General features: G+C 73.0%; 11 protein-coding genes and 1 pseudogene. 3 read left to right on the top strand and 9 right to left on the bottom strand.

The features are described from left to right. Positions 1 to 12 precede the first annotated feature (12 nt). Positions 13 to 870: pseudogene (locus ACFW9Z_RS22970) on the top strand (alkaline phosphatase family protein); the annotation flags it as partial. Positions 871 to 970: 100 nt separating this feature from the next. On the opposite strand, the gene ACFW9Z_RS22965 reads toward ACFW9Z_RS22970, so the two are convergent. The 3 genes from ACFW9Z_RS22965 to ACFW9Z_RS22955 form a co-directional block, all read right to left on the bottom strand. Next, entirely contained in the window at positions 971 to 1,840 is an 870-nt protein-coding gene (locus ACFW9Z_RS22965) for a ketose-bisphosphate aldolase (protein ID WP_384643894.1), read from the bottom strand. 58 nt (positions 1,841 to 1,898) lie between these two features. Then, entirely contained in the window at positions 1,899 to 2,783 is an 885-nt protein-coding gene (locus tag ACFW9Z_RS22960) for an SIS domain-containing protein (RefSeq protein WP_384643893.1), read from the bottom strand. 165 nt (positions 2,784 to 2,948) lie between these two features. Beyond that, entirely contained in the window at positions 2,949 to 5,159 is a 2,211-nt protein-coding gene (locus ACFW9Z_RS22955; protein WP_384644133.1) for a HelD family protein, read from the bottom strand. A gap of 329 nt (positions 5,160 to 5,488) precedes the next feature. On the opposite strand from ACFW9Z_RS22955, the gene ACFW9Z_RS22950 reads away from it, so the two are divergent. Next, a complete protein-coding gene (locus ACFW9Z_RS22950; protein WP_384643891.1) occupies positions 5,489 to 5,743 on the top strand; it encodes a hypothetical protein in 255 nt (84 codons plus the stop codon). Between the two features lie 94 nt (positions 5,744 to 5,837). Here the strand turns inward: ACFW9Z_RS22950 and ACFW9Z_RS22945 are convergent, their stop codons facing one another. The 3 genes from ACFW9Z_RS22945 to ACFW9Z_RS22935 form a co-directional block, all read right to left on the bottom strand. Beyond that, positions 5,838 to 6,266, bottom strand: coding sequence for a pyridoxamine 5'-phosphate oxidase family protein (locus tag ACFW9Z_RS22945; RefSeq protein WP_384643890.1), 429 nt, complete (start codon positions 6,264 to 6,266; stop codon positions 5,838 to 5,840). A 153-nt stretch (positions 6,267 to 6,419) separates the two neighbouring features. Continuing rightward, positions 6,420 to 7,334 carry a serine hydrolase gene (locus tag ACFW9Z_RS22940; protein WP_384643888.1) on the bottom strand — a complete coding sequence of 305 codons (915 nt, stop codon included), beginning with the start codon at positions 7,332 to 7,334 and terminating at the stop codon, positions 6,420 to 6,422. Next, on the bottom strand, positions 7,331 to 8,293 hold the full coding sequence (locus tag ACFW9Z_RS22935) for a LysR family transcriptional regulator (protein WP_384643886.1): 963 nt from the start codon (positions 8,291 to 8,293) through the stop codon (positions 7,331 to 7,333). The genes ACFW9Z_RS22940 and ACFW9Z_RS22935 overlap by 4 nt, the downstream gene beginning before the upstream one ends. Before the next feature lie 190 nt (positions 8,294 to 8,483). Here ACFW9Z_RS22935 and bla point away from each other — a divergent pair, with 190 nt between their 5' ends. Further along, positions 8,484 to 9,470, top strand: a complete 987-nt coding sequence (bla, locus tag ACFW9Z_RS22930; protein WP_384643884.1) for a class A beta-lactamase — start codon at positions 8,484 to 8,486, stop codon at positions 9,468 to 9,470. A gap of 31 nt (positions 9,471 to 9,501) precedes the next feature. On the opposite strand, the gene ACFW9Z_RS22925 is transcribed toward bla, so the two are convergent. From ACFW9Z_RS22925 to ACFW9Z_RS22915, 3 genes are all read right to left on the bottom strand, one after another. Continuing rightward, a complete protein-coding gene (locus ACFW9Z_RS22925; RefSeq protein WP_384644131.1) occupies positions 9,502 to 10,722 on the bottom strand; it encodes a pyridoxal-phosphate dependent enzyme in 1,221 nt (406 codons plus the stop codon). Positions 10,723 to 10,852: 130 nt separating this feature from the next. Beyond that, positions 10,853 to 23,311 carry an amino acid adenylation domain-containing protein gene (locus ACFW9Z_RS22920; protein WP_384644130.1) on the bottom strand — a complete coding sequence of 4,153 codons (12,459 nt, stop codon included), beginning with the start codon at positions 23,309 to 23,311 and terminating at the stop codon, positions 10,853 to 10,855. Between the two features lie 201 nt (positions 23,312 to 23,512). Continuing rightward, positions 23,513 to 24,034 carry a hypothetical protein gene (locus ACFW9Z_RS22915; protein ID WP_384643882.1) on the bottom strand — a complete coding sequence of 174 codons (522 nt, stop codon included), beginning with the start codon at positions 24,032 to 24,034 and terminating at the stop codon, positions 23,513 to 23,515. Between the last annotated feature and the right edge of the window lie 261 nt (positions 24,035 to 24,295).

The raw sequence follows: 24,295 nt of genomic DNA, 5'->3' as shown, positions 1-24,295 counted from the left end.
GGAAGGCCCGCCATGTCCCGCGCCCGCCGTGTGCTCGTCGTCGGCATCGACGGAGTACGCCTCGACACGCTCGGCCGTGTCCCCACCCCGCACCTCGATACGGTCGCCGACGCCGGGTTCCTGGCCCCCGTCACGATCGACGAGGCCACCCCCACCATGTCCGGCCCGTGCTGGGCCACCATCGCCACCGGCGTACGCGTCACCAAGCACGCTGTGTGGAGCAACGACTTCAGCGGCCACCGCCTCGGCGTCTTCCCGGACTTCACCACCCGGCTGGCCCGCCAGGACGGCCGCAGCACCTATGTCGCGGCAGCCTGGGAGCCGCTGGTCACCGTGGCCGACGGCGGCCCCATGTTCCGCCGCCCGACCCGGCTCACCCACCATGCCCCGGCCGACGACTCCCCGCAGGCCTGGGAGGACGCGGATGAGGCGACCGTGCGCGACGCCGTCGCCGTCCTGACCAACGAGGACCCCGAGGCCTCCTTCGTCTACCTCGGCGCCCCCGACGAGACCGCCCACCACCTGGGCTGCGGCGCCGCGTACGAGCAGGCCGTCGCCACCGCCGACCGCCGCCTGGGCCGCCTCCTCGCCGCGCTGCGCAACCGCCCGACGTACGACGGGGAGGCCTGGACCGTCCTCGTCGTCACGGACCATGGGCACCGGGACGAGGGCGGTCACGGTGGGGACAGCGAGGTGGAACGCACGGCGTGGCTGGCCTGTGCGGGCCCGGACATCCCGGCGGGCGCCCGGCCCGCACGCCCGGTCCGGCACGAGGACGTCGCGGCCCAGGTGTACGCCGCGCTCGACCGGACCCCCGACTCGCACTGGACCCTCGACGGCACGGCCGTACCGATGCAGCCGAAGGCGGTGCAGGCAGTGCAGGCGGTGCTGAGCGCCCGGCAGGGCTCATAGGCGCAAGGAGTGACGGGAGGGGGCGGGGCACGGAGCCCCGCCCCCTCCCTCCTTGTTCTTACGCCGCTTTCGCGGAAGGCTCGGACAGCACCGCCATCAGCCGGCTCACCGTCCGGGCCATCGCCTCCCGGCCCCGGGCGAGATACGCGCGGGGATCGACGCCCCGCTCGTCCTGCGCGAGGCGCTCCCGTATCGCACCGGTCATCGCGATGTTCAGCGCGGTGCCGATGTTGACCTTGACGATCCCCCCGGCCACGGCCCGCGCCAGCTCCTCGTCCGAGGCGCCCGACGAGCCGTGCAGCACCAGCGGAACCGGCACGGCCGTACGGAGCCGCGCCAGCAGGCCGTGGTCGATCCGGGCGTCCCGCGAGGTCATGGCGTGCGAGGTGCCCACCGCCACGGCCAGCGCGTCCACCCCGGTGGCGGCGACGAAGGCGAGCGCCTCCTCCGGCTCCGTACGGGCACCGGGCGCATGGGCGTCCAGCGGAGCCTCCCCGTTCTTGCCGCCGACCTGGCCGAGCTCGGCCTCCAGCCAGAGCCCGTTCCCGTGCGCCCAGACGACGGCGGCGCGGGTGGCCACCAGGTTCTCCGCGTACGGCAGCCGGGCGGCGTCGAACATGGCCGAGCTGAACCCGCACTCCGCCGCCTGGTGCAGCAGCTCGGGGGAGTGGACATGGTCGAGATGGAGGGCGACCGGGACACCGGCCGCCCGGGCCGTCTCGTGGGCGGCACGGGCCAGGGGGCGCAGCCGGCCGCCGTGGTACTTGACCGCGTTCTCGCTGATCTGGAGGATCACCGGTGCCCGGGCGGCCTCCGCTCCCTCGACGATCGCTTCCGCGTGCTCCAAGGTGATGACGTTGAACGCGGCGACCGCACCGCGCCGGGCTTCGGCTTCGGCGATCAGCTCGCCGGTGGCGGCGATGGGCATGGCAACTCCGGGGTGAGGTCCGGCGGGTAGTGGTGAGGGCCCGTCAGAGGGGGGACCGTCAGGGGGTGCTGAGGATGACCGAGCGCGTCAGGTGGCGCGGCCGGTCCGGATCGAGGCCGCGCACATCCGCGATGGCCAGGGCGAGTCGCTGCACCCGGACCAGCTCCGCCAGCGGGTCGAGGCCGCCGGCCACCCAGCAGGCCCCGGTCGCGTGGACCTCGTCGGAGAGCCCGGCGGGGGCGTCACCGAGCATCCAGGTGGCCGTGGAGCGCGTGGAGATGCTGATCGGGCCGTGCCGGTACTCCATCGCCGGATACGCCTCGGTCCAGGCGAGCGCCGCCTCGCGCATCTTGAGCGCCGCCTCGTTGGCGAGCCCCACGCTCCAGCCCCGCCCGAGGAAGGTGAACTGACCGCACTCCACGAGCCCGGCAGGCAGCGGCTCGGCGAGCGCGACCTGCGCGTCCTCCACGACCGCTTCGCTGTGCAGGCCCAGATGGGCGCGGAGCAGAGTCAGGGCCGAGGTCGCGAACCGCGTCTGCACGACGGACTTCTCATCGGCGAAGTCGAGGACCACCGTGTCGTCGGCCAGCGCCGCCATGGGCGTGTCCGGATCCCCGATGACCACGGTCCGCCGCGTGGTGCCCCGGGCCTGTTCGAGCAGGCCGAGCACCTCGGTCGTGGTGCCGGAACGGCTCAGCGCCACGATCCGGTCGTAGCGGCGGCCCGCGGGGAACTCCGACGCGGCGAAGGCGTCGGTCTCGCCCTGACCGCTGCCCTCACGGAGGGCCGCGTACGCCTGGGCCATGAAGTACGAGGTGCCGCAGCCGACGACGGCGATGCGCTCGCCCGCCGCGGGGAGCTCCCCCGAGAGCCCGGCCGCCAGGTCCGCTGCCCTCTGCCAGCAGCCGGGCTGACTGGCCAGCTCCCGTGCCACATGCGTCATCTGATCTCCCCATCCCACGCGTGATGCTCGAATCTGCATTTTAGGCGCGCGTTTCGAGCATTATCAAGCATGGGTCATGAGGTGGGTGCACTTGCGTGACGGGCGCAGAACGAAAACGCCCCCCGGACGGACCGGGGGGCGTGATGGACGGGAGGCAGGGAGGGGTCAGCGCAGCGCCGGGGGCAGCGCCTCGCGGTGGATGATGCCCAGCCGCTGGGTGGCGCGGGTCAGCGCCACGTACAGATCGCTCGTCCCGTACCGGCCGGGCTCCACGACCAGCACATGGTCGAACTCCAGCCCCTTGGCCTGCCGGGGATCGAGCAGCACCACCGACCGCGTGAGGTCGGGCTCGGCGCCCGCCGTGAGCCCCTCCAGGGGCGCCGCGATCTCTTCGTGCAGCTCACGCGGGGCGATCACCGCGAGGCGCCCCTCCTGGGGCGTCGACTCCGCGACGGACTTCGCCACCGCGCCCGCCAGGTCCTCACCGGCATCCAGCGTCCACGGCTCCTCGCCGGTGGACCGCACCGAACCGGGCGCCACGAAGGCGGGGTTCCGCTCCCGTACGACACGGGCGGCCAGCTCCATGATCTCGGCGGGCGTACGGTAGTTGACCCCGAGCGTCACATGCTCGAAGCGGTCACCCACGTACGGGTCGAGGATCTTCTCCCAGGAACCGACACCGGCCTCCTCGGACGTCTGGGCCGGATCGCCGACCAGGGTCAGCGAACGCGTCGGCGACCGGCGCATCAGCAGCCGCCACGCCATCGGCGACAGCTCCTGCGCCTCGTCCACGATGATGTGCCCGAACGCCCAGGTCCGGTCGGCGGCGGCCCGCTCGGCGGCGCTGCGGTGGTCGGTCTCCTCGTGCCGCTCCGCCATGCGCTCGGCGTCGATGATGTCGTGGGCGGCGAGCACCTCGGACTCCTCGTCCTCGAACTCGTACGTCTCCGAACCCCGCGACAGCTCCAACAGCCCCTGCGCGTAGGCGATCCGCTCCTGCCGCTCGGCCTCGGCGGCGGCCCGCTCGGCGCTGTCGTCGACCCCGAGCAGCTCGGCCGCCTCGTCCAGCAGCGGTACGTCGGCGGGGGTCCACGCCTGGTCGGTGGCCGCCCGCCGCAGCGCGTCGGCGTCCGCGTCCGGTACGTACACGGGGTCGGCCAGATACCCGGCGAGGAACTCCTGCGGGGTGAGCGCGGGCCACAGCGACTCGATGGCCTCGTGCACCTCCCCGCTCATCGCGACGGCCTTGCCGAGCTGCGCGATGTCGTCCGGCCCGAGGAAGTTGGGCCCGCCGTACGGGTCGGCGCCGATGCGCTCGGTGAGCTGCGCGGTCAGGGCGTCGATGATTCGGAAGGCGAAGTGCGGGCGGGCCAGATTGTGCGGCAGCAGGGTGTCCCGGGCCGCCTGCCGGGCCTCGTAGGCGATCTCCCAGTCGATGATCAGCTCCCCGTCGTCGTGCGGGATGACCAACGGGGCGCCCGGCTCGGGCAGTTGCTGCCGGTCGCGTACGGCGAGTGCGAGCGCCTCGGCCATCTGCGCGCCGCCCTTGACGGCGGCGGCGCGGGGTGTGTCGGTGCCGGTGGCGTGGACGCCGGGGAAGAGTTCGGCCTGGGTGGCGAGCAGGACGCCGGTCTCGCCGAGCGCGGGCAGCACCTCCGCGATGTAGCTGAGGAAGGCCGGGTTGGGCCCGACGATCAGCACGGCGCGCTTGGCCAGCACCTCGCGGTGCTCGTACAGGAGGAAGGCGGCCCGGTGCAGCGCGACCGCCGTCTTTCCGGTGCCGGGCCCGCCCTCGACGACGAGGACCCCGCGGTGCGGGGCGCGGATGATGCGGTCCTGCTCGGCCTGGATGGTCCGTACGATGTCGCCCATCCGTCCGGTGCGGGCGGAATTCAGCGCGGCCAGCAGAACGGTGTCGCCGTTCGGGTCCTCGAAACCGGTGCGGTGCTCGTCCCCGAGGTCGAGGATCTCGTCGTGCAGTTCGGTGACCGTGCGCCCCTCGGTGGTGATGTGCCGGCGCCGCCGCAGCCCCATCGGCACATGCCCGGTGGCGAGATAGAAGGGCCGCGCGACCGGCGCGCGCCAGTCGATCAGAAGAGGCGTGTGCTCGGTGTCGTCCTCGCGGATGCCGATACGGCCGATATGGTGCGCGGCCCCGTCCGAAAGATCGATGCGTCCGAAACAGAGCGAGCCGTCCACCGCGTTGAGCGCGGCGAGCAGACCCGAGCGCTCCGCGACGAGCACATCGCGCTCCAGCCGGGCCTGGAGCCCGGTCCCGACCGGCGTCAGCGCCTCCTCGACGTCCTGGGCCGCCACCCCGCGCAGCTCGTCGACCCGCGCGTGAACACGGTCGATGAATTCCTGCTCTTCCTGCAATTCGACGGCTTCCCGGTTTGACAAAACGGCTCCCTGCCGGATATGGTTCTTCTTATAAGGCCTCCGTGTGGGGCCTTTCTGCGTGAACACAGAAGAACCGAATATACGCGAGGAAATCCCCGGTACGCAATTGCGGACCGGTTTTTTTATGCCCCCGCCCGGACGTCTGCACGCCCCGCCCGCACGTCTGGGGAGTGCCGCACGGGGCGTTACGGCCGTCCAGGTGTATTGCCCCCGGACCGAGCGTGTCCGCCCCGCGGCCGCACCTGCCGTGCGTAATGGTTGGGGCTCGACACCATCCGTTACGCATTTGCTGAGAAGGAGCACCCATGCTTCGTCGTATCGCCTTCACTCTTGCGACCGTCGCCGCGGCCGGCCTCGTGGCGGCCACGCCCGCCGTCGCCGACGGCGGCTGGGAGGGCGGAAAGGCAGGCGCCGGCTACCAGGCGATCGAGGGGCACCGCGGAAGCGCCGAGTACACCAACCTCGGTGGCCCGTACGGGATCACCTACGCCAACGAGAACCGCGAGCACTTCGCGGCCGAGCGCGGCTACTGGTACGCCCAGTACCTTCAGGGCCACTGAGCCACCGGCAGCAGACAGGGCCCGCCCCTTCGAGGGCGGGCCCTGTCCCCGTTTCCGGGACCGTTTCCGGACCGTTCGCGGGGCTGCCCGCGGCTCAGACGGTGCCGAGGTCCGAACTCAGCCAGTGCTCGGGCCGCAGATGGATCACCACCTGCTCGCCGTGTGCCTTCCAGGCGAAGTCCACGTAGCCGTCGACCTTCTCCGGGGCCAGATAGCGGGACGCCATCTCGACCAGCTGCTCGCGGGTCGCGGGGAGCGTCGAGACGACCGGGCCCTCGACGGACACGTAGCGGATGGTCGGTGCGACCCGCTCGACCATCAGGGAGAACCGCCCCGCGGCGGCGATCAGCCGGCCCTTGCGGGAGTCGCGCCCCGTCATGATCCAGAGGTCACCGCCGGGTTCGTACTGGTACCAGATCGGCACGGCGAGCGGTGCGCGGCCCTCCTCCGCCGCGTCCACGGCCAGCGCGGCGATATGCGGTTCGGCCAGGAACTGTTCACGCTCGTCACGGGTCAGAGCCACGGGGCACTCCTTCATCGACGGGTAGTCAGATATCCCAGGATGCCGCACTATTCGCGGATTTGGCCGCCATGGCCCGGGCGTCGCGGGTCGCCTCAGCCTGAGCGTCAGCCTCAGTGTCGCGGGTCGTCCCGGAAGGAAACGGGCCCGGCCGGGTCAGACATCCTGGCTTCTCCGCAGCTCCTCCACGGCGACCCTGGCCACCGCGCCGATCACCGCGTCGGCGCGCGGGAGCTTGGTGTCGGCGCGGGCGGCCTGGGTGAACACCACGGCCGTGTAGACGCTGCCGTCCGCCAGTTCCACCACCCCCGCCTCGTGGCGCATCGAGCCGAACGTGCCGGTCTTGCCGTAGACCGTCACATCGTCGTACGGGAACCCGGAGGCGAGGCGGTGGGCCCACGCCTGGGTGCCCATCACCGCGCGCATGAACGAGCAGCTCTCCGGCGACGCGGCCTCGTCCGTCCAGATCGCCCGGAGCAGCCGGGCCATGTCGGCCGGTGTGGAGGACGCCTTGTACGCGGGGTCGTAGACGTCCGGCGGTACGACGGTGTCGTTGTCCGCGACCCGCGCCATGGCGGCGTCCAGCGACCCGGCGCCCGTATCGGTGACCAGCCGGTCGAACGTGTTGACCACCCCTCCGTGGATCCGGGTGTGCGGCAGACCGAGCTCGGCGCACACCCGGTCGACGGCCCCGGGACCGACCGCACGCAGAACCGCGTGGGCGGCTGTGTTGTCGGAGACGCTCATCATCTGGACGACCAGATCGCGCAGGGACATGGTGACCGGGTCGCGGAGGAGGGAGATGCCCGTGGGGCCGGGAACCCGGTCGGCGGCCTCCAGCGTGAGCCGGTGGCGCGGGTCGACCAGCCCCGCGTCGGCCAGCCGCCAGAAGGCGGCCATGAGCGGCACCTTGTAGACGGAGCCCATCGGCACCTGCTCGTCCGGGCCGACGACCACCCGGGCCGAGGGGCGGTCCAGCTCCGCCACGTGCAGCCAGCCCCGGACGCCCGCGTCGTCGAAGAGGGAGCGGATGGTCCGCTCGACCCCGCCGCCTCGCCGCGAGCCGTTCACCGGGCCGCCTGACGTGCGAGGACGTCCTCCAGCAACTGCGCGGTTGCCGCAGGGTCTTCCGAACCGGAGCCGGAGCCGGAGCCGGAACCAGAATCGGAACCAGAGCCGGAACCAGAGCTGGAACCCGAACCGGATCCGGAACCGAAGCCCCAGCCGGTCCGCCGGGGGTTCCAGACGACCCGCAGCCGCAGGGGGAGCGGAGGGTCGGTCGCCCGCCGTCGCTCGACCTGCGAGGCCATCAGCCCTTCGTCCGCCGTGACCAGGACCGCCTGGCCCGCCGCCACCAGCGCCAGCCCGGCCCGTTCATCGGCGACCACCACCGTCTCCACGCGGCGCCCCCGGCTCGCCAGCGTGTCGACGAACAGGTCATGGGCGGCGGGCGCCTCGCCCCGGGGACGTACGGCCACGGGCAGTTGCCAGGGCGCCGTACCGCCAGCCTCCGCCGACCGGGCTGGGGCGAGGATCCAGGTCGGCAGGAGGACCACTTGCCCGGCGGCGAGCCCGTGCAGGACGGCGGGGTGCCGGACCACGGCCAGATCGAGGCGGCCCGACGCGACCTCGGAGAGCAGGGTCGCGGTGGGCGCCGTCACCGTGCTGATCCGGGTCCGGTCACCGGAGCGGACCGGGGCGGCCGCCACATCGGCCGCGAGGGGCGCCGGCACCTCGGGGGCCAGCCCCAGCCGCAGGCGCCGGCCGTCCGCGTGCTCGCGGGCACCGGTTTCCCGCAGCTCCGCCAGGGCGGCGAGGGCCCGGCGGGCGTGCGGGAGCAGCAGAGCACCCTCCTCGGTGAGGAACACCCCGCGCTCCCGCTCGAACAGGCGGACACCGAGCAGCGCCTCCAGTCGGCGCAGCCCCTGGGAGAGCGGCGGCTGCGTGATCCCCACCCGTTGGGCGGCGGCGCCGAAATGCTCCTCCTCCGCCAACGCGATGAAGATTTCCAGGTGCCGTTCGGTCAGCACTGCACCTCCCTGGCATGCGGTGATACGGCTTCTGAATCACCCCGATGCCAAGATCGTATTCGACATGCGGACCGGCGGCGGGCTTGACTCCCCAAGAGCCCGACCACACGGCCCCGGCCCCGGCGCCACAGCCGTGCGCCCGGCCGGGCCCGTGTGCCGCACGATCACCGTAGAGAAGGGGTTTTCTGCCGTGCCGACCCGTACACCCGCCCATCTCCCACGCCGTTCCGCGCTCGCCGCACTGGCTGCCGTCGCCGTGCTCCCGCTCACCGGCACCGGCTGCTCGACGGCCGAGCGGGACACCGCGTCCCCACGCCCGGCCGAGGGGACGAGCGGTCCGGGAGGGCCGGGCGGTTCGGGCCCCGCGCCCACGCCATCGGCCTCGACCCTGCCCCGTACGGACCGCGACTTCGCCGAACTGGAGCGGAAGTTCGACGCCCGCCTCGGCGTGTACGCGGTCGACACGGGCGACGGCCGGACCGTGGCCCACCGCGCCGACGAGCGGTTCGCCTACGCCTCCACCTTCAAGGCCCTGCTCGCCGGGGCCGTACTGGCCAAGAACAGCCTTCCGCAGATGGAGCGCCGCGTGCGGTACGGCAAGGAGGACCTCGTCACCTACTCGCCCATCGTGGAACAGCACGTCGACACCGGCATGACCCTGCGCGAACTGTGCGATGCCGCCGTCCGCTACAGCGACAACACCGCGGGCAACCTCCTCTTCCGCCAACTGGGCGGCCCCCGCGGCCTCCAGGACGCCCTGCGCGGAATCGGGGACCGCGTCACCCGCTGCGACCGCTACGAAGTCGCCCTCAACGAGGCGATCCCCGGCGACCTCCGCGACACCAGCACACCCCGGGCCCTGGCCACGGACCTGCGTGCGTACGTTCTCGGCTCCGCCCTCCCCGCCGAGAAGCAGGCCGTCCTCACCGACTGGCTGAAGCGCAACACCACCGGCGACGACGCCATCCGCGCGGGCACGCCCCGGGGCTGGGAGGTCGGGGACAAGACCGGGGCCGCCGACTACGGCACCCGTAACGACATCGCCATCGTCTGGCCCCCGGGCGCCGCCCCGATCGCGCTCGCCGTCCTCTCCAGCCGGGACGCCAAGAACGCCGAACGTGACGACGCCCTGCTCGCCGGGGCCGCGCGGGTCGCCCTCGGCGCGTTCGCCCGGTAGGGCGCTGCCGCGCGGGCCGTACGGGGGCGGCTCAGCTGCGGATCCCCGCCGCCCGCAGCCGCGCCCGTACCGCCTCCCACGAGGGGTCCGCCGGAGTGAGGCGGTCCTCGCCCACGCGTGTGTCCTTGAAGCCGCTGGACGTGGTGACGCACACCACCGGACCCTCGACGGTCTCGTCGTCCGGCAGCGTGCGCAGTCCGGCGAGACCCGCCGCGGACGACAGCTCCACCCACAGGCCCTGCCCGGCGAGTTCCGCCTGCGCGCGGTGCATCGCCTCGTCGTCGACGGTCAGCGCGCGCCCTGCGCTGCCGGTGAGCGCGCGCACCCCGCGGTAGCTGTTCACGGGGCAGCTGATGCCGTACGCCTCCGTGTCCGCCACATCGACCCAGGTGGCGGGGAGACCCTGCCGCAGGGCCGCCGCGAGCGGGCCGCCGGCGGCCGGTTCGCAGCTGAACAGGCGCGGAACGCCGGAGACGAGGCCCAGGCGGTGAAGCTCCGCGAACCCCTTCCAGATGCCGAAGAGCAACTCGCCGTAGCCGGTGGGCACGAACACCGCGCCCGGCTCCCCGAGATCGGCCGCGATCTCGTACGCGACCGTCTTGTAGCCCTCGGCCCCGAAGGCGTGCCCGGTGTGGAACGGCGTGAGGTTGCTGACCGGGTGGAAGCCGAACTCCTCGGCGATCCGTTCGGTCAGCGGCCAGCGCTCCGCAACCGCGACGGGCAGCACCACCGCCCCGTACGCGCTGAGGAACGAGGCGACGGCGGGCGGCAGTTCGGACGAACCGAGCACCACACAGCGCAGCCCGGCCCGCGCCGCGTACGCCGCCGCGGAGGCGCCGTGGTTGCCCGAGGAGGCCACGACCACGCCCGGAGCGCCGGAGGCCAGGGCGGCGCTCACCGTGCAGCGGTTGAGCCGGTCCTTGTGGCTCCACGTGGGGTTGCGTGACTCGTCCTTGACGTACACGCCGTCGCCGATCTCGACCAGCGGCGTTCCGCCCTCACCCAGTCCGGGTGCGTCCAGCGGCGGCAGCAGCGGAGCCCAGCGGTCCAGGCCCGAGCGGGGACGCCCCTGTCCGGTGAGGAAGTCGGGCGGTACGCGTGTGTAGTCGTAGTCGATCTCCACGGGGTACGACATGGTGTCCGAGCTGGTCTGCGGGCAGCCGCGCGTCAGCGGCGGCCACAGCGGATAGCGGATGTCCGGGTCGCCGAGGGAACGCTGAGCGGTGGCCAGGGAGGTCGAAGTCGAAGCCATGGTCATGGTTGTGGATTGTAGGAACCGGCAAGGCTTACGTTTCACCCCCGCTGTCCCTGCTAACCCCGTCACCCCCGCCACCCCTGTCATCCCCGTCATCCCGTCATTTCTGTTATCCCCGTCATCCCTGTCATTTCTGGAACGCCCTCTCCGGGATCTGCCGGACCGTATCCGCATCGATGGTGTGGGTGAGCAGATGGAGCGGTGCGGCGCGCGTTCCGGTGGCTTCCGCCGCGTCCCAGTAGGCCAGGCCGGTGGACGCACCGACCGGGCCGAGCACGAGCGGTACGTCCGTTCCGGAGGCGTGGAGCAGGGACTCCAGCCGGCAGGACGCGATGGTGTCCGGGAGCGAGGGCTGCGCGAGGTAACCGGCCACCGCGGCCGCCGGCAGCCCTTCGGCCACGTGCCGTTCGACGGCCCCGATGTCCAGCAGCCCGCCGCCGACCACCAGCACGTCCTTCGCCCGGCCCATCCGGCCGATCGCGCGAGCCGTGTCGAAGCAGTGCGGGAACGAGTCGTCGACCACCGTCGTACCCGGTTCCAGGCGGTCGACGTCGAGGAGAGTGCCGCCGCCGCTGACCGCCGCGACGATCAGCCGGGCTCCGTACACCGGGTCGGGGAGGCCCCGGTCCGATTCGAGTACGTCGACGGCATCGGCGAGCCCGTGTTCGCGGAGGCGTTCGGCGAGTTCCTTGAGGCGTGGGCGGCTGCCCGGTACGTCGCAGAGCAGGAGCCGCGCGGGCGGACTGGGGGCCCGGCTCAGCAGCAGCTCCAGCGAGGAGGAGCCGATCGAGCCGAGTCCCACGAACGCGACGGTGAGGTCCCCCAGTTCCTGCCGGGTGGCGTCGAGTGCGGCGTGGACGGTCTTGACGACGGAGACGACGGTCGCCGCGTGGCCGGTCGTGACGGCGATGGTGTTCCTGGTCGTACCGGAGGTGTTGATGGCGGCGGCACGTCGGACGTCGAATCCGTAGCCGGTGAGTGAGGGGATCATGCCGGCGAGGGAGACGGACCGGGCACCGAGGGACGCGGCGAGGTCCATGCCACGGACGGTGTGCTCCAGGAGGGTGTCCCCGGGGGCCAGTTCGTCCGCGAAGAGCGGGGCGCAGACGAAGCCGGAACGCCCCAGCGGTGTGCTCAGGGTTTCCAGGAGCCGTGGGCGCCCGTCGGGGAAGAGCAGGGTCCGCAGCTCTTGCCGGGGGAGCGCCGCCTCCGGCAGCCGTGCCAGCCGGGCGAGGTGGGCCGGGGACGGCAGGTAGCCGATGAGGGCGGCGTCCATGCGCTGTTCCTGCCGGGAACCGCTCGGCCTCGGCACGGTCCGGCTCCCGGTGCGGCGCTCCGGGGCTGACACGGCCGGGACGGGAGAGTCCACCGCGTGCGCCAAACCGTCGCGCACTCCCTCCGCCAACACGGCCAGCCCCTCCGGGGTGAACGCCGCCGCCGAGGCCCGGAAGGTGAGCCGCAGCCGACCAGCGTCCAGGCCCACCGCCAGGAATACATCCGTACCGACCGGAGGAGGCGTGTACTCGCTGTCGCCGCTGTCGCCGCTGTCGCCGTCCTCGCGGCCGACCGTCAGCGTCTGCCCGCTTTCCGGTCCCAGGGCCGAGAAGTCCAGGTAGGTGAAGAAGAACTGCGAGGCCAGCGGCAGCCCACTGGGCAGCACCGGCACGGGACCGTCGTGGACCTGCGCGGCCATGGCGTCGGCCGCGACGCGCCGCAGATCGTCCTCGAAGCCCGCGGCGGAGGGCCGCCCGGACCCCGGAGCGGCCGGCCGCAGGGGCACAGCCGTGGCGTAGGGGCCGAACACCCGGTGCGCGTCCGGCAGGGAGGGGTCCCTGCCGCTCACAGCGAGACCGAGCACCAGGTCGGCCTGACCCGTCGCCGTCACGAGCGCCCGGTAGTAGGCGGTGAGCACGGGGGCGTAGAGGGTGGCGTCGGCACGGGAGGCGAGGGTACGGAGCTCCGCCACCTGACCGGCCTCGATCGTGAACCCGTAGATGTGGAAAGGCATGTGACGGCCCGTCTGCACCTGCTCACTCCCGCCGCCCGCACCACCCAGCACCGGCAGACGGTACGGCGCACTCAGCCGCGCCCACCGGTCGTCGTCGCCCGGTTGCCGCGTAACGGCACCTGAGCGAGGGCCTCTTGAGGCGGCCGACTTCTCCCGTACGGCGAGACGGGCGGCGTGGTCGCGGAAGGTGCCGAGCAGCGGGGCCAGGGCCGGTTCCTCGCCCCGGGACAGCGCGTCGTAGACCGTCGTCAGCTCCCGTATCAGCAGCGCCGCGCTGTAGCCGTCGCCGATGATGTGGTGGGCGTGGACCACGAGGACGTGGTCGTCGGGTGCGAGGGTGAGCACCCGCAGACGCAGCAACGGCCAGGCCCAGGGCTCGAAGCGGCGCGCGCGTTCGGCGGAGACCCGGTCCTCCAGGTCGTGCGGGTCGGCGAGGGTCTCGAAGTCGACCGGCAGACGCAGTGACGGCGGGAGTTCCTGCTGGACCGCCGGTCGTGCCCCGGCGGGGAAGACGGTGCGCAGCATGGGATGACGGGCGACGAGGGCGTCCACCGCGCTCTGGAAGCGGGCGGTGTCGAGCGGCCCGCGCAGGCGCAGCCGGGTGATCCAGGACGATGCCGTACCCGGTGCGATGGCCTCGGCCAGCAGGAAACCCCGCTGGGTGGGCGTGAGCGGGAAGGGCGTGGTCCCGGCCCCGGTCCCGGCCCCGTCAGTCACCGCTGGGCGTACGACGTCTGCCTCTCGCACCGACGGGTCGGCTGCTGCGGCGTCCACGGCGCTCGCGAGGGAAGCCAGTGTGCGGTTGCGGTAGATGACGGTCGGCCGGGGGAGGGCTCCGCCCTGCTTCTCCAGCCGGGCGAACACTTCCAGGACGAGCAGGGAGTCGCCGCCGAGGGCGAAGAAGTCGTCCTCACGGCATACGTCGTCGGTCCGGAGCAGTACGGACCAGATCCGGGCCAGCCGCACCTCGGTCGGCGTCAGAGGCGGTGTACGGGGGAAGCCGCCCGGCTCCGCAACGGACTCCTCCCCGCCCTCCGCAGGTATGCCCTCCCCGAGAGCGAGCAGCCGACGGCGGTCGATCTTGCCCGTGCCCGTGAGCGGCATCCTGTCCACCCAGGTGATGCGGGACGGCAGCATGTACGGCGGCAGCGTCTCGGCGAGATGAAGCCGGAGCGCCACGGCATCCGCACCGGACGCTCCCGGCCGGGAGGTGACGAAGGCGGCGAGACGCCCGTCCCGGAGGAGGACGACGGCCTGGGTGATGTCCGGATGGGTCTGGAGCACCGCCTCGATCTCGCCCGGCTCGACCCGGTTGCCCCGGACCTTCACCTGGTCGTCCAGGCGCCCGAGGAAGTCCAGGGTGCCGTCCCCGGAAGCCCGTACCCGGTCGCCGCTGCGGTACCAGCGCCGCCCTCGCCGGGTGGTGAACGCGGCGTCGGTCAGGGCCGGTTCACCGAGGTACCCGGGCGTCAGTCCGATCCCGGCGATGAGCAGCTCACCGGCTTCACCGGGCTGCCGGGGCTCCCCGTCGGGGCCGACGACCTCCACCTCCGTCCCGAAGACGGGTCGGCCGATGGGCAGTTGGCGTACGTGGTCACCGGGCCGGGCACGGATGATGTGGCAGGTCGTGTTGATGGTCGCCTCGGTCGGGCCGTACAGGTTGGCGATGTGCTGGCCGCTGCCGAAGAGATCGAACCAGCGGCGTACGTGGGCGGGGGACAGGGCCTCGCCGCCGACGTGGATCCACCGGAGCGCCGACAGGTCGGGCCGGGGCGCGCCGGACCGTACCCGCTCCTCGGAGGCGGTGAGAAGCTGCTCCCACAGGGTGGGTACGGAGCTCCACACGGTGATCCGGGTGCGTTCGACGTGGGCCAGCAGCAGTTTGGGGTCGCGCAGGAGGTCCCGGTCCACCGTCACCACGGTCGCGCCGACGAGCAGAGGGGCGAGGAGCTGGCGGACGGAGGCGTCGAAGCAGAGCGAAGCCGTCTGGGCGAGCCGGTCGCGCTCGTCGTACCCGAAGGTGCGGATGGCCCAGCCGAGGTAGTTCTCCATCGAACGGTAGGTGATGGGGACGGCCTTGGGACGGCCGGTGGACCCGGAGGTGAAGATGACGTAGGCGAGCGAGTCCGCGTCGACAGGGCGGTCCGGGGAGGGCGTTCCGGGGTCGGTCGGCCGCTGCGGGGCGGACTCGGGCGCATCGACGGACACCAGGGTGACGTCACCGAGGGCCTCGCCCACCGCCCGGGTGGCCGCGTGGCAGAGCACCGTACGGGCGCCCGAGCGGGCGAGCTGGTCCGCGAGGCGTGCGGCGGGGTGGCCGGAATCGAGCGGCACCCAGCCCGCACCGGCACGCAGGACGGCGACGACCGAGACGACGGCGTCGGCACCGGGCTCGGTGAGGAGCCCGACCAGACTTCCCGGGGTGACACCGGAGGCCAGGAGGCGGGCTGCCAGGGCGTGGGAGGCACGGTCGAGTTCCCCGTACGTCAGAATCCCTGTGCCCGTGCCCCTGCCTGTGCCCGTGTCGACGGCGATCGCGTCGGGGGTGGCCCGGAACCGGGCGAGCAGCCGTTCCACGATGGTGGCGAAGCCGGCCTTGTCGGCAGGGGCAGGGGCAGTGACAAGCGTGCTCAGCTCGTCGTGGAAGTCGCGGTCCAGACGGGCCACCGTCGCCGGGTCGAAGAGGCGGACGGGGAAGTTCCACGAGAAGCGCAGAGTCGTGTCGTCCTGCCAGCACAGCAGACTGAGACGGGTCGCGGGGGTGCCCGTCCCGGCCGCGGTCGGCCGTACGGTCACTGGGCACCGCCCGTCGAGGGCGGCCGGGAATCGGGCGAAGCTGAAACCGGCCGGGCTGACGGTCCGGGGCCCGGCGCCCGGGAGACCGGACGGCAGCAGCCGGGCCAGATCCAGGCTGGTGGGCGCCGCATGCCGCTCGCTCTCCAGCCAGACCCGCCCGATCCGCTCGGCCAGGGCCCACACCGACTCGTCCGGGTTGGTCGCGCACAACAGGGGCAGGGTGTCGGCCAGCGGCCCCACGAGCCGGTCCAGACCCGGCAGCCGACCGTCCCGCCGGGCACGGGCGACGTTCACCGCGATCTCACGCTGTCCGCTCCAGCGGGCCAGACAGCGGACCTGGGCGGCGAGCAGCAGGTGGAACAGGCTGACACCGTGAGCGGCGGCGCCTTCCTCCAGTGCGGTGGTCAGCGCCGGGCCGAGGGCGCTCTGATGGGCGGCCAGGGGAGCGGCCGGGAGGGCGTCGGGATCACCGTCGTACGGCAGCCGCAGTGGATCGCCCCGGCCGGTCAGTCGCTGTGACCAGTAGCGCAGGTCGGCGGCGAGGGCCGTGGCGCCTGCCGTGGAGGACCGCTCCTCGGCGGCAGCGGCCGCGTACCGCGCGAAGTCGGTCCCGAGCACGGGCAGCGGCGGCTCGCACCCGTCCTCCCGCCCATGAACGGGCTGCCCGTGGGCGAGGGCGGTGTACAGCCCCCAGAGCTCCTGGGCGAGGACGTTGAGGCTGTAACCGTCCCCGGCCGCATGGTGGATCACCAGCACGAGATGGGCCAGGTCCGGGCTCTCCCGGGCGAGGACCGCGCGTACGGGCGGTTCGGCGGACAGGTCGAACGGCCGGTTGCGCAGGGCGGTTTCGAGGTCCTCGATACGGCCGGGGCACTCCCGCACCTCGTACCAGGCGGAGAGCGGGTCGGGAGGCGCGACGTACTGCTGGGGTCCCGTCGTGCCGTTGCTGTCCCTGCGGTCCCTGCCGTCCCTGCTGTTCTCGTCCGCGCTGTCCTCGATGCGGACCCGCAACATGGTGTGCCGGGCGGCGAGTGCGGTGAGCGCGTGCCCGAGGAGTTCGCCGTCCAAGGGCCCCTGGACGGTCTGGCGGACGTAGCCGTGGGCCGGGAGGTCCGGGTGGAGCCGACTGCTGGTGTGGAGGGCCAGTTGGACCGGGGTCAGCGGGAACGGCACTCCGTCGGCGACGGGGGAGGCGGCCACCGGGGGCGCGGGTGGCGGGTCGGCCGGGGCGTCGAGGTGGGCGGCCAGTTCGCGGACGGTCCGGTACTCGAAGAAGAGCGTGGCGGGCAGTGCGGAGCCCAGCTCCCGTTCGAGCTGCCGTACGAGGTCGACTGCGGCGAGCGAGTCGAGCCCCAGGGAGAGGAACGGCTCGTCGTCGGGGATCTCGGCGGGAGGCAGCCGGAGTGCGTCGGCCAGGAGCCGACGCAACAATGCGGCGGTGTCTGTTTCTGGCCCCGGCCCCGGCCCTGGCCCCGTCCTTGGACGCGTACCGATGCCGGTGGTCCGCACGTTCGTGGGCGTGGGCGTGGGCGTGGGCGTGGACGAGGGCGTTGGCGCCAGGTCATCCGGAGACGGGGGTGACAGATCGGCGAGCAGCAACTGCGGTGCGTCGACCGCCCAAGCCGTACGGAGCGCCGCCAGCGCGGAAGCCGTGGCGACCGGTCGGCTTCCAGCCTGCTGTACGGGGGCGGAGCCCGGCGCAGCCCCCGTACCGAGTGCGGCGGCCATGCCCGTCCCGGCGAACGCGGCGAGGTTCACGGACTGCCACGGCTGCCCCGCCCGTCGCTCGGACGCGGCGAACGCGTCGAGAAAGGCGTTGGCACCGGCGTAATCGCCCAGGGCGCCCGCCAGACCGGGGAGCAGGGCGGAGACCGAGGAGAACGCCACACAGACCGCCGGGCGGAGCCCGTGCCGTCGCAGCCCCAGGGAGAGCAGCAGAGTGCCCCGGGTCTTGGCGGCCAGGACCTCGGCGGTGTCCTCCGCGCTTCTTTTCCGCAGCGTGCCGGGGCGAACGACCCCCGCCGCATGGAACAGAGCGTCCAGGCGCGGCAGTTGGGAGAGGAGTGCGTCGACGTCCTGCTCCACCGTCACATCGGCCACGTGGTAGTGGACGGTGGCGCCCAGTGCGCGGAGCTCCTCGACGAGCCCGGCGGGGGGCCGGGGCGAGCGCCCGGCGAGTACGAGGGTGGGGCGGCCTCGTCCGGCCAGGTCCCGGGCGAGCGCGCCCCCGATCCCGCCGCCGCCCCCGGTGATGAGGAAGGTGCCGTCGGCGGGCAGCGGGGGCGCCGCACCACTCACCGCCAGGGGTGCGATGCCACGGGTGAGTCTGCGGCCCGCGCGCCAGGCGACCGTGGTGGACCGGCCCGGTGTGGCGTCTGCCAGGAGTTCGGCGAGTACGGCGTCCAGCCGCTGGGCGGGGGTGTCCAGCGAGCAGAGGTCGACGGCGATGGCCGAGCAGCCCGGGGTTTCCTGAGGCAGAGCCAGCAGCAGCCCGTTCAGCACGGCATGGGCCGGCTGCGGCCGCTCGGGCGCGGCCCCCGTGGCATGGACGTCCTCCGTCAACACCACCAGTCGGCCCGCCCGTGCCTCGTCGAGCAGGGCGAGGGCCTCCCCGAAGGCGGCCTGCGCGGCATCCTGCGCCCGGCCGAGCGCATCGGCGTCCTCCTGAGCGGGCGCGGGCCCGGCCACCAGGACCACGGCGTCCGGCGGCTCCGCGCCTTCGGTGTGCATGCGGATGCCCGCGGCGGAGAGCTGCCCGCCGAGCCGGGCGACGGAGGAGGCGTCAGGACCGGTCAGCAGCACGGAAGTCGGCACAGAACGCGGCACGGAAAGCGGCATTCCCACCCCCACCCCCGGCAGAGCGGCGTCCTCCCACACCACCCGGTGAAGCAACGGGCTCCCCGACGGATCGGCCCAGTACCGCCGACGCTGGAAGGGATAGGGCGGCAGCGGAACCCGGCGGTGACCCATGTCGAGTGACGTACGGTCCAGCGGCACACCGCGCGACCACAACCGCCCGATGGTCTCCAGGAGCGCCCCGCGCCCGTCGTTCCGCAGCGACCGGTCGCCGGAACCACCCGGCAGGGCAGGTATCACCATCACCCGCTCACGCGAGGCACCGCCCCCGTCCGCCGGTACGGCCGTACTCCGACCCCCGGCACCGCTGCCACCCGGATCCGCCGCAGACCGCACCTCCGCAGACCGTCCCCCCGCAGCCGCAGCCGCAGCCGCAGCCGCAGCCGCAGCCGGAGTCGGATTCGGAGTCGCAGCGCCCCCCGCCGCCGCGCGGGCCGCCCCCGACAGAGTCGCCCCATGCCCGATCTCCACGAACGTGTCGAACCCCTCCCCGGCCATACGCTCCACGGCGGCCCCGAACAGCACCGGCCGCAGGGCATGGTCACGCAGGTACTCCGGGCCGAGGACCGGCTGCCACTCTGCGGTGACCGTGCTCATCAGCGCGACGGACGGGGCATGGAGCGCGAGCGTGCGTGCCGCGTCGGCGAGCCGGTCGGCGACCGGAAGCATGAGCGGCGAGTGGAAGGCACGGGAGACCCGCAGCCGACGTGCGGGAACACCCCGGGCACCGAGCTCGCGGGCGGCACGCTCCACGACGGGGACGGATCCGGAGAGGACCTGGAGCCCCGGACCGTTGTACGCGGCCACGGCGATGGCACCACCGGCCCCGGCCACCACCTCGGCGACGGCCTGCTCATCCCCACGGACGGCGAGCATGGCGCCGGGCTCGGTGAACGCGCCCATCAGACGGCCGCGTTCGGCAGCGAACCGTACGGCATCCTGGAGGGACAGCACCCCGCTGACACAGGCGGCACCCAGCTCCCCGACGCTGTGCCCGGCGACGGCGTCGGGCTCCACGCCCCAGTCCCGCAACTGGCGGGCGAGCGCCACCCCGGACGCGACGAGCAACGGTTGCGCGACCTCCGTCGCGGCCTGGTCGGCGGGGTCCACGCCCGCGTCCAGGGCCCAGTCCACCAGGGGCCGCCCGTTCACGGGCCCGAGGAGCGCGGACGCCTCGTCGAGGGTGTCGCGGAACATCGGCGCCGTACGGTAGAGGGCCCGGTCCCGGCCCGGGAACTGCGCGCCCTGCCCGGGAAAGAGGAAGACGACGCGCGGCCGGGAACGGGCGATGCCCTCGATGCGTGCGGCCGGTGCGGTGAGCCGATCACGCAGATCACCGTCCGCGACGACGGCGAGCCGGTGGGGGCCGTCGTCCCGGGCCGTGCTCGCGCTCAGACAGACATCCCCTTCCTCCAGCTCCGGGTGTCCGTCCAGGTGAGCGGCCAACTGCGCTGCCGCCTCCCGCAGTCCGGCCTCGCTGTGGGCCGACAGGGTCAGCAGGTGCGGCGACGGCCCGGCATCGACGCCCTCGAACGGGGCACGGGGCGGCGCCTGTTCGAGGACGGCGTGCGCGTTGGTCCCGCCGAAACCGAAGGCGTTGATGCCCGCCACGAGCGGTCCGGACGCGACCCAGTCCCGGGCCTCGGTCACGACGGAGAACCCGGCGGGCGCAAGCCCCGGTGCGGGTGGTGCGTGGTGCAACGACGGAGGGAGCCTGCGGTGGCCCAGGGCCAGCACGACCTTCACCAGGGCGGGCAGAGCGGCCGCGTTGAGCAGATGACCGATGTTGGTCTTCACCGAACCGAGCAGCCGGGGCTCGCCGCTGCCCCGCTCCGGGAACGCGTGGGCGAGCGACCGCAGTTCGATCGGATCACCCACGGCCGTACCTGTGCCATGGGCCTCCACATAGGAGACCGAGGCGGGATCGACACCGGCTGCCTCGTACGCCCGGGTGATGACCTCGCGCTGCCGCAGCGGGTTGGGCGCCATGAGGCTCATCGACCGGCCGTCGTTGTTGACGGCCGTCCCCCGGACCACCGCGAGCACGGGGTCATCGGCGGTGAGGGCCGCGTCCAGGCGCGCCAGCACGATGGCCGCGCCCCCCTCGCCGGGTACGAAGCCGTCGGCCTCGGCACTGAAGGCGCGGCTGCGGCCGGTGGGGGAGAGTGCCTGCGCTTCCTCCAGCAGACGGTGACCGGTGGAGGTCAGGTGGAGGTTGACCCCGCCGACGACGGCGAGATCGCACTCACCGTCCAGGAGGCTGCGCCGCGCCAGGTGCAGGGCCACCAGCCCCGAGGAGCAGGCCGTGTCCACGGCGAGGGCCGGACCGTCGAGATCGAGGCTCTGGGAGACCCGGGCGGCGATGAGGTTGGGCAGGTTCCCGGTGAGGGTGCCGGGCACGGGGCATCCGTCCGCGGCGGCGCGATCCAGAACAATCCGGTAGCCGCTGTCCCCGACGGCCGCGAAGACGCCGATCCTGCGGCCGCGTCGGCGGGGCCCCGCGTAACCGGCCCGTTCGAGGGCCTCGTGCGCGAGTTCCAGGAAGAGCCGCGCCTGCGGGTCGAGCGCGCGGGCCTCGTCCTCGCCGATACCGAAGTAGCCGGCGTCGAAACGGTCCGGCCCGTCGAGCAGGGCCGCCCAGCGCTTCCGGGCCGCTGCCGCCCCACCCTCCCACCGCCCTTCCGGTACGGGGGTGACGGCGTCGTACCCGTCGCTGAGCAGGTCCCAGAACGCCTCGGGCGTGTCGGCACCGGGGAAGCGGCACGCCATCGAGAGGACGGCCGCCGCAGGGGTACCGGAGGAGCGGCCCGGACCGCTCCCGGCTGTTCCTCCGGGCCGCTCGCCCCCGGGGGCGGACGACGGACGGGCGGGGCGAGAGGAACGCGCCGGAGCAGAGGAATCCACTGGGACAATGGTCAGAAGATGTCCGGCGAGCGCGGCGACGGTGCCGTGGTCACGGATCACCGCCGGAGGCAGCGTCACACCGAAGGCGTCCTCCAGCTCGACGAGCACCTCCATGGCCCGCAGAGACGTCCCTCCGAGGCTCCCGAACGGCACGTCCCGCCCGATGGAGGGCGCGGGCAGACGGAGCACACGCGCCCATACCTCCCGTACGACCTTTTCGGTCTCCGCCCGCGTACGAGGAGCGGCAGCCCGCTCGGAACGGCTGGGTACCGGCGTCGGCCCGCCGGTCACCGAGTCGGCAGTGTCCGGGGGGAAAGGGCGGGCGGAACCACCAAGGGTTGCGGGCGGCTCACCGGTAAGGGCACCCTCCGCCCCCACGCGAACAGCCGACGGCCCGCCACCCGGCCCCCAGTCACCCGCCTCGAACCGCTCCCGCAGCCGTTGCCGCTGAAGCTTCCCGCTCGTCGTACGGGGAAACGCCCCCGGAGCCAGGGCCAACACCCGTACATCGTCGTGGAGAAGAGCCTCGCGCACCCGGGAGGCGACCCGTTCGAGTACGTCCTGAGCCCCGTGCGGCGGCCGGGCCCAGGGAACGAACACCACGACGCGTTCCCCACCGGTCACCGGATCGGTCGAACCGATGACCGCGGGAGCGCCCGGAGGCAGCCCGGGGGTCGCCGCGGCGACCGCTTCCATGTCCGGGGCGTGGAAGGTACGCCCGTTGAGGAACAGGACGTCCTTGTGGCGCCCCGTGACACAGAGCCGCCCGTCCCGCAGGAACCCGAGATCGCCGGTACGCAGCCACCCGTCGGCGAACACGTCGGCGCTCACACCGGGCAGGCCGTGGTAACCACGGGCCAGCTGAGGCCCGCTCACCACGATGTGCCCGACCCGCCGGTCACCGAGATCCGCACCCTCCTCGTCGACGATCCGTACGACGCAGCCCGCCACCGGAAGCCCGACGTCCATCAGCTCGACGACTCCCGCGCCTTCGTCCGCCACGGCGTCCACGGCCACCCCCCGGCTCAGCGAGGCGCGGTCCAGGACGAGGGGCTCGGCCACTTCGCCCGGCGGCGGGAACGTCACCGCGAGCGTCGCCTCCGCCAGCCCGTAGACCGGTTGGGCCGCCGAGGGGTCGAGCCCCGCCGGACGCATCTTGCGGGCGAAGTCCCGCCACACCGCAGGCGCGATCGGCTCCGCGCCCACCAGCATCAGCCGCACGGCCGACAGATCCAGCCCGGCGACGACCTCGTCGGGAACCCGCCGCACGGCAAGCGCCAGGGCGAAGTTGGCGGCGGAGAGCACGGTGCCCCGGTGCCGGTCCGCCACCTCGAACCACAGCCGGGGCCGCTTGGCGAACGACAGTGGTCCGATCTTCACCTGCTTGGCGCGGGCGGCCAGTGGGGCGAGGTGGGTACCGATGAGCCCCATGTCGTGGAAGTACGGCATCCAGCTGACCACGACGTCGTCCGCGTCGAGCCCCGACGCACCCCGCATCTGCTCCAGGTTGGCAAGCACCGCGCGATGGGTGACCTCCACCCCCTTGGGCGCACCGGTGCTCCCGGAGGAGAACTGCACGAACGCGACCTGGTCCGCCCCGACGCCGACGGGCTCCCGCAGCACCGGCCCTTCACGCAGCACATCAAGCGTCAGGGAACGTGCTCGACCGGGGAGCTCACCCACCACCGACGAGACGGCCGCGTCCACGACGACGGGCGGCCGCCCCAGGTGCTCCCAGACCGCCAGAACACGCCGGGCATCGGGAGCCAGCGGTACGGGGACGAGCCCGGCGGCGAGCGCACCCCAGAACATCGGCTGGAAGTCCTCGCTGCGGTCGGCCAGCAACGGCACACAGGTCCCCGGCACGACGCCCGCCTCCCGGAAGCCACCGGCCACGCGCAGCGCATCGTCGAGGAGTTCGCGCAGGGTGACGGTCAGTTCGCTGCCGTCGCCGCGTACATGGACGACGACCTGCCCGGGAACCTCACGGACCGCGCCCAGCAGTACATCCAGCAGTGTCATGTCGTCGTTGCCCACGGGTCTATCGGTCCGTTCTCCACACGCGCGCAACGCACCCGCACACGCTGATCATTTTCTTCCCTGCCGAGGGAACCCGCCGCGCCTCTGGGCCACCGCCCCCCGGTGACGATCCTAAAAACGCCCTGGCCACGGGGGATCAGCCGACTGGAGGAGACCGTGTGCGCCCTGAGGCTGACCCGGCCTCTACCGACCGGCCGTGGTGTTCCGTGCCTTGCCCCGCGTCAGCACGTACGTGCTCCCGGCGTCGGGATCGCCGACGAAGAAGAACAAGTGCAACGCGTCGTGCTGGTCGCGGTCCACCTGCAGACTCCACCGGTACGTCGCAGGCGCGGATACCGAGGCGTCCACGGAGTTCGCGTCGCTCCGCGTCCCGGTTGCGGTACGGGTGGTCATGGCGAGGCGGACGACCTGCCCGGCGTCGCCGTCGGTCAGTTCCCACGTCCCGGTGCCGGAGACCCGCCATCCGTCGTCGAAGGCGAAGTCCTGGCCGTCGAGGTGCTGAAAGTCGGCGGTGCCGTCGCGGCGGAGCGTCAGCCGGGTGTCCTCGATGTTCCCCCAACTTCCCGCGACCTCACCCACCGTGGCGTCGCGAATCCCTGTCCCCTCGAAGTACTGCCCCGGACCGGCACAGGCCCCCAGCCCCATCACAGCCGCCGCTACGCCCGCAAGGACACCCCGCCACCCGCGCAGCCCGCTCTTCCTCATCGCCACCCCTCAGGACCACAACCCGAACAGGACGCCCCTCAAGCGGTAGCGCCTTCACGGTTACACCTTGGCAGACGCTTTGAACGCGTTCAGCTCGGGGTGGTCTTGAGCGGCCGTCAGCGCCGCGGCGAGGACTGACGGCTGGTTGGTTCCGGGTTTTGGCCTCGGGTTTGGTTTCTGTGGGGTGCCTGGGTGACTTGGGAGTGCGTTCTTCCGTGGGGGTGGGGTGGTGGGGATGATGGGGGTGTGCGGGCTGGGTGG

Origin of the sequence: Streptomyces sp. NPDC059452 (assembly GCF_042750035.1) — a bacterium.
Classification (GTDB): Bacteria; Actinomycetota; Actinomycetes; order Streptomycetales; family Streptomycetaceae; genus Streptomyces.
Note: the sequence above shows the minus strand (reverse complement) of the source record. Positions and strands in the feature narration are given on the sequence as shown.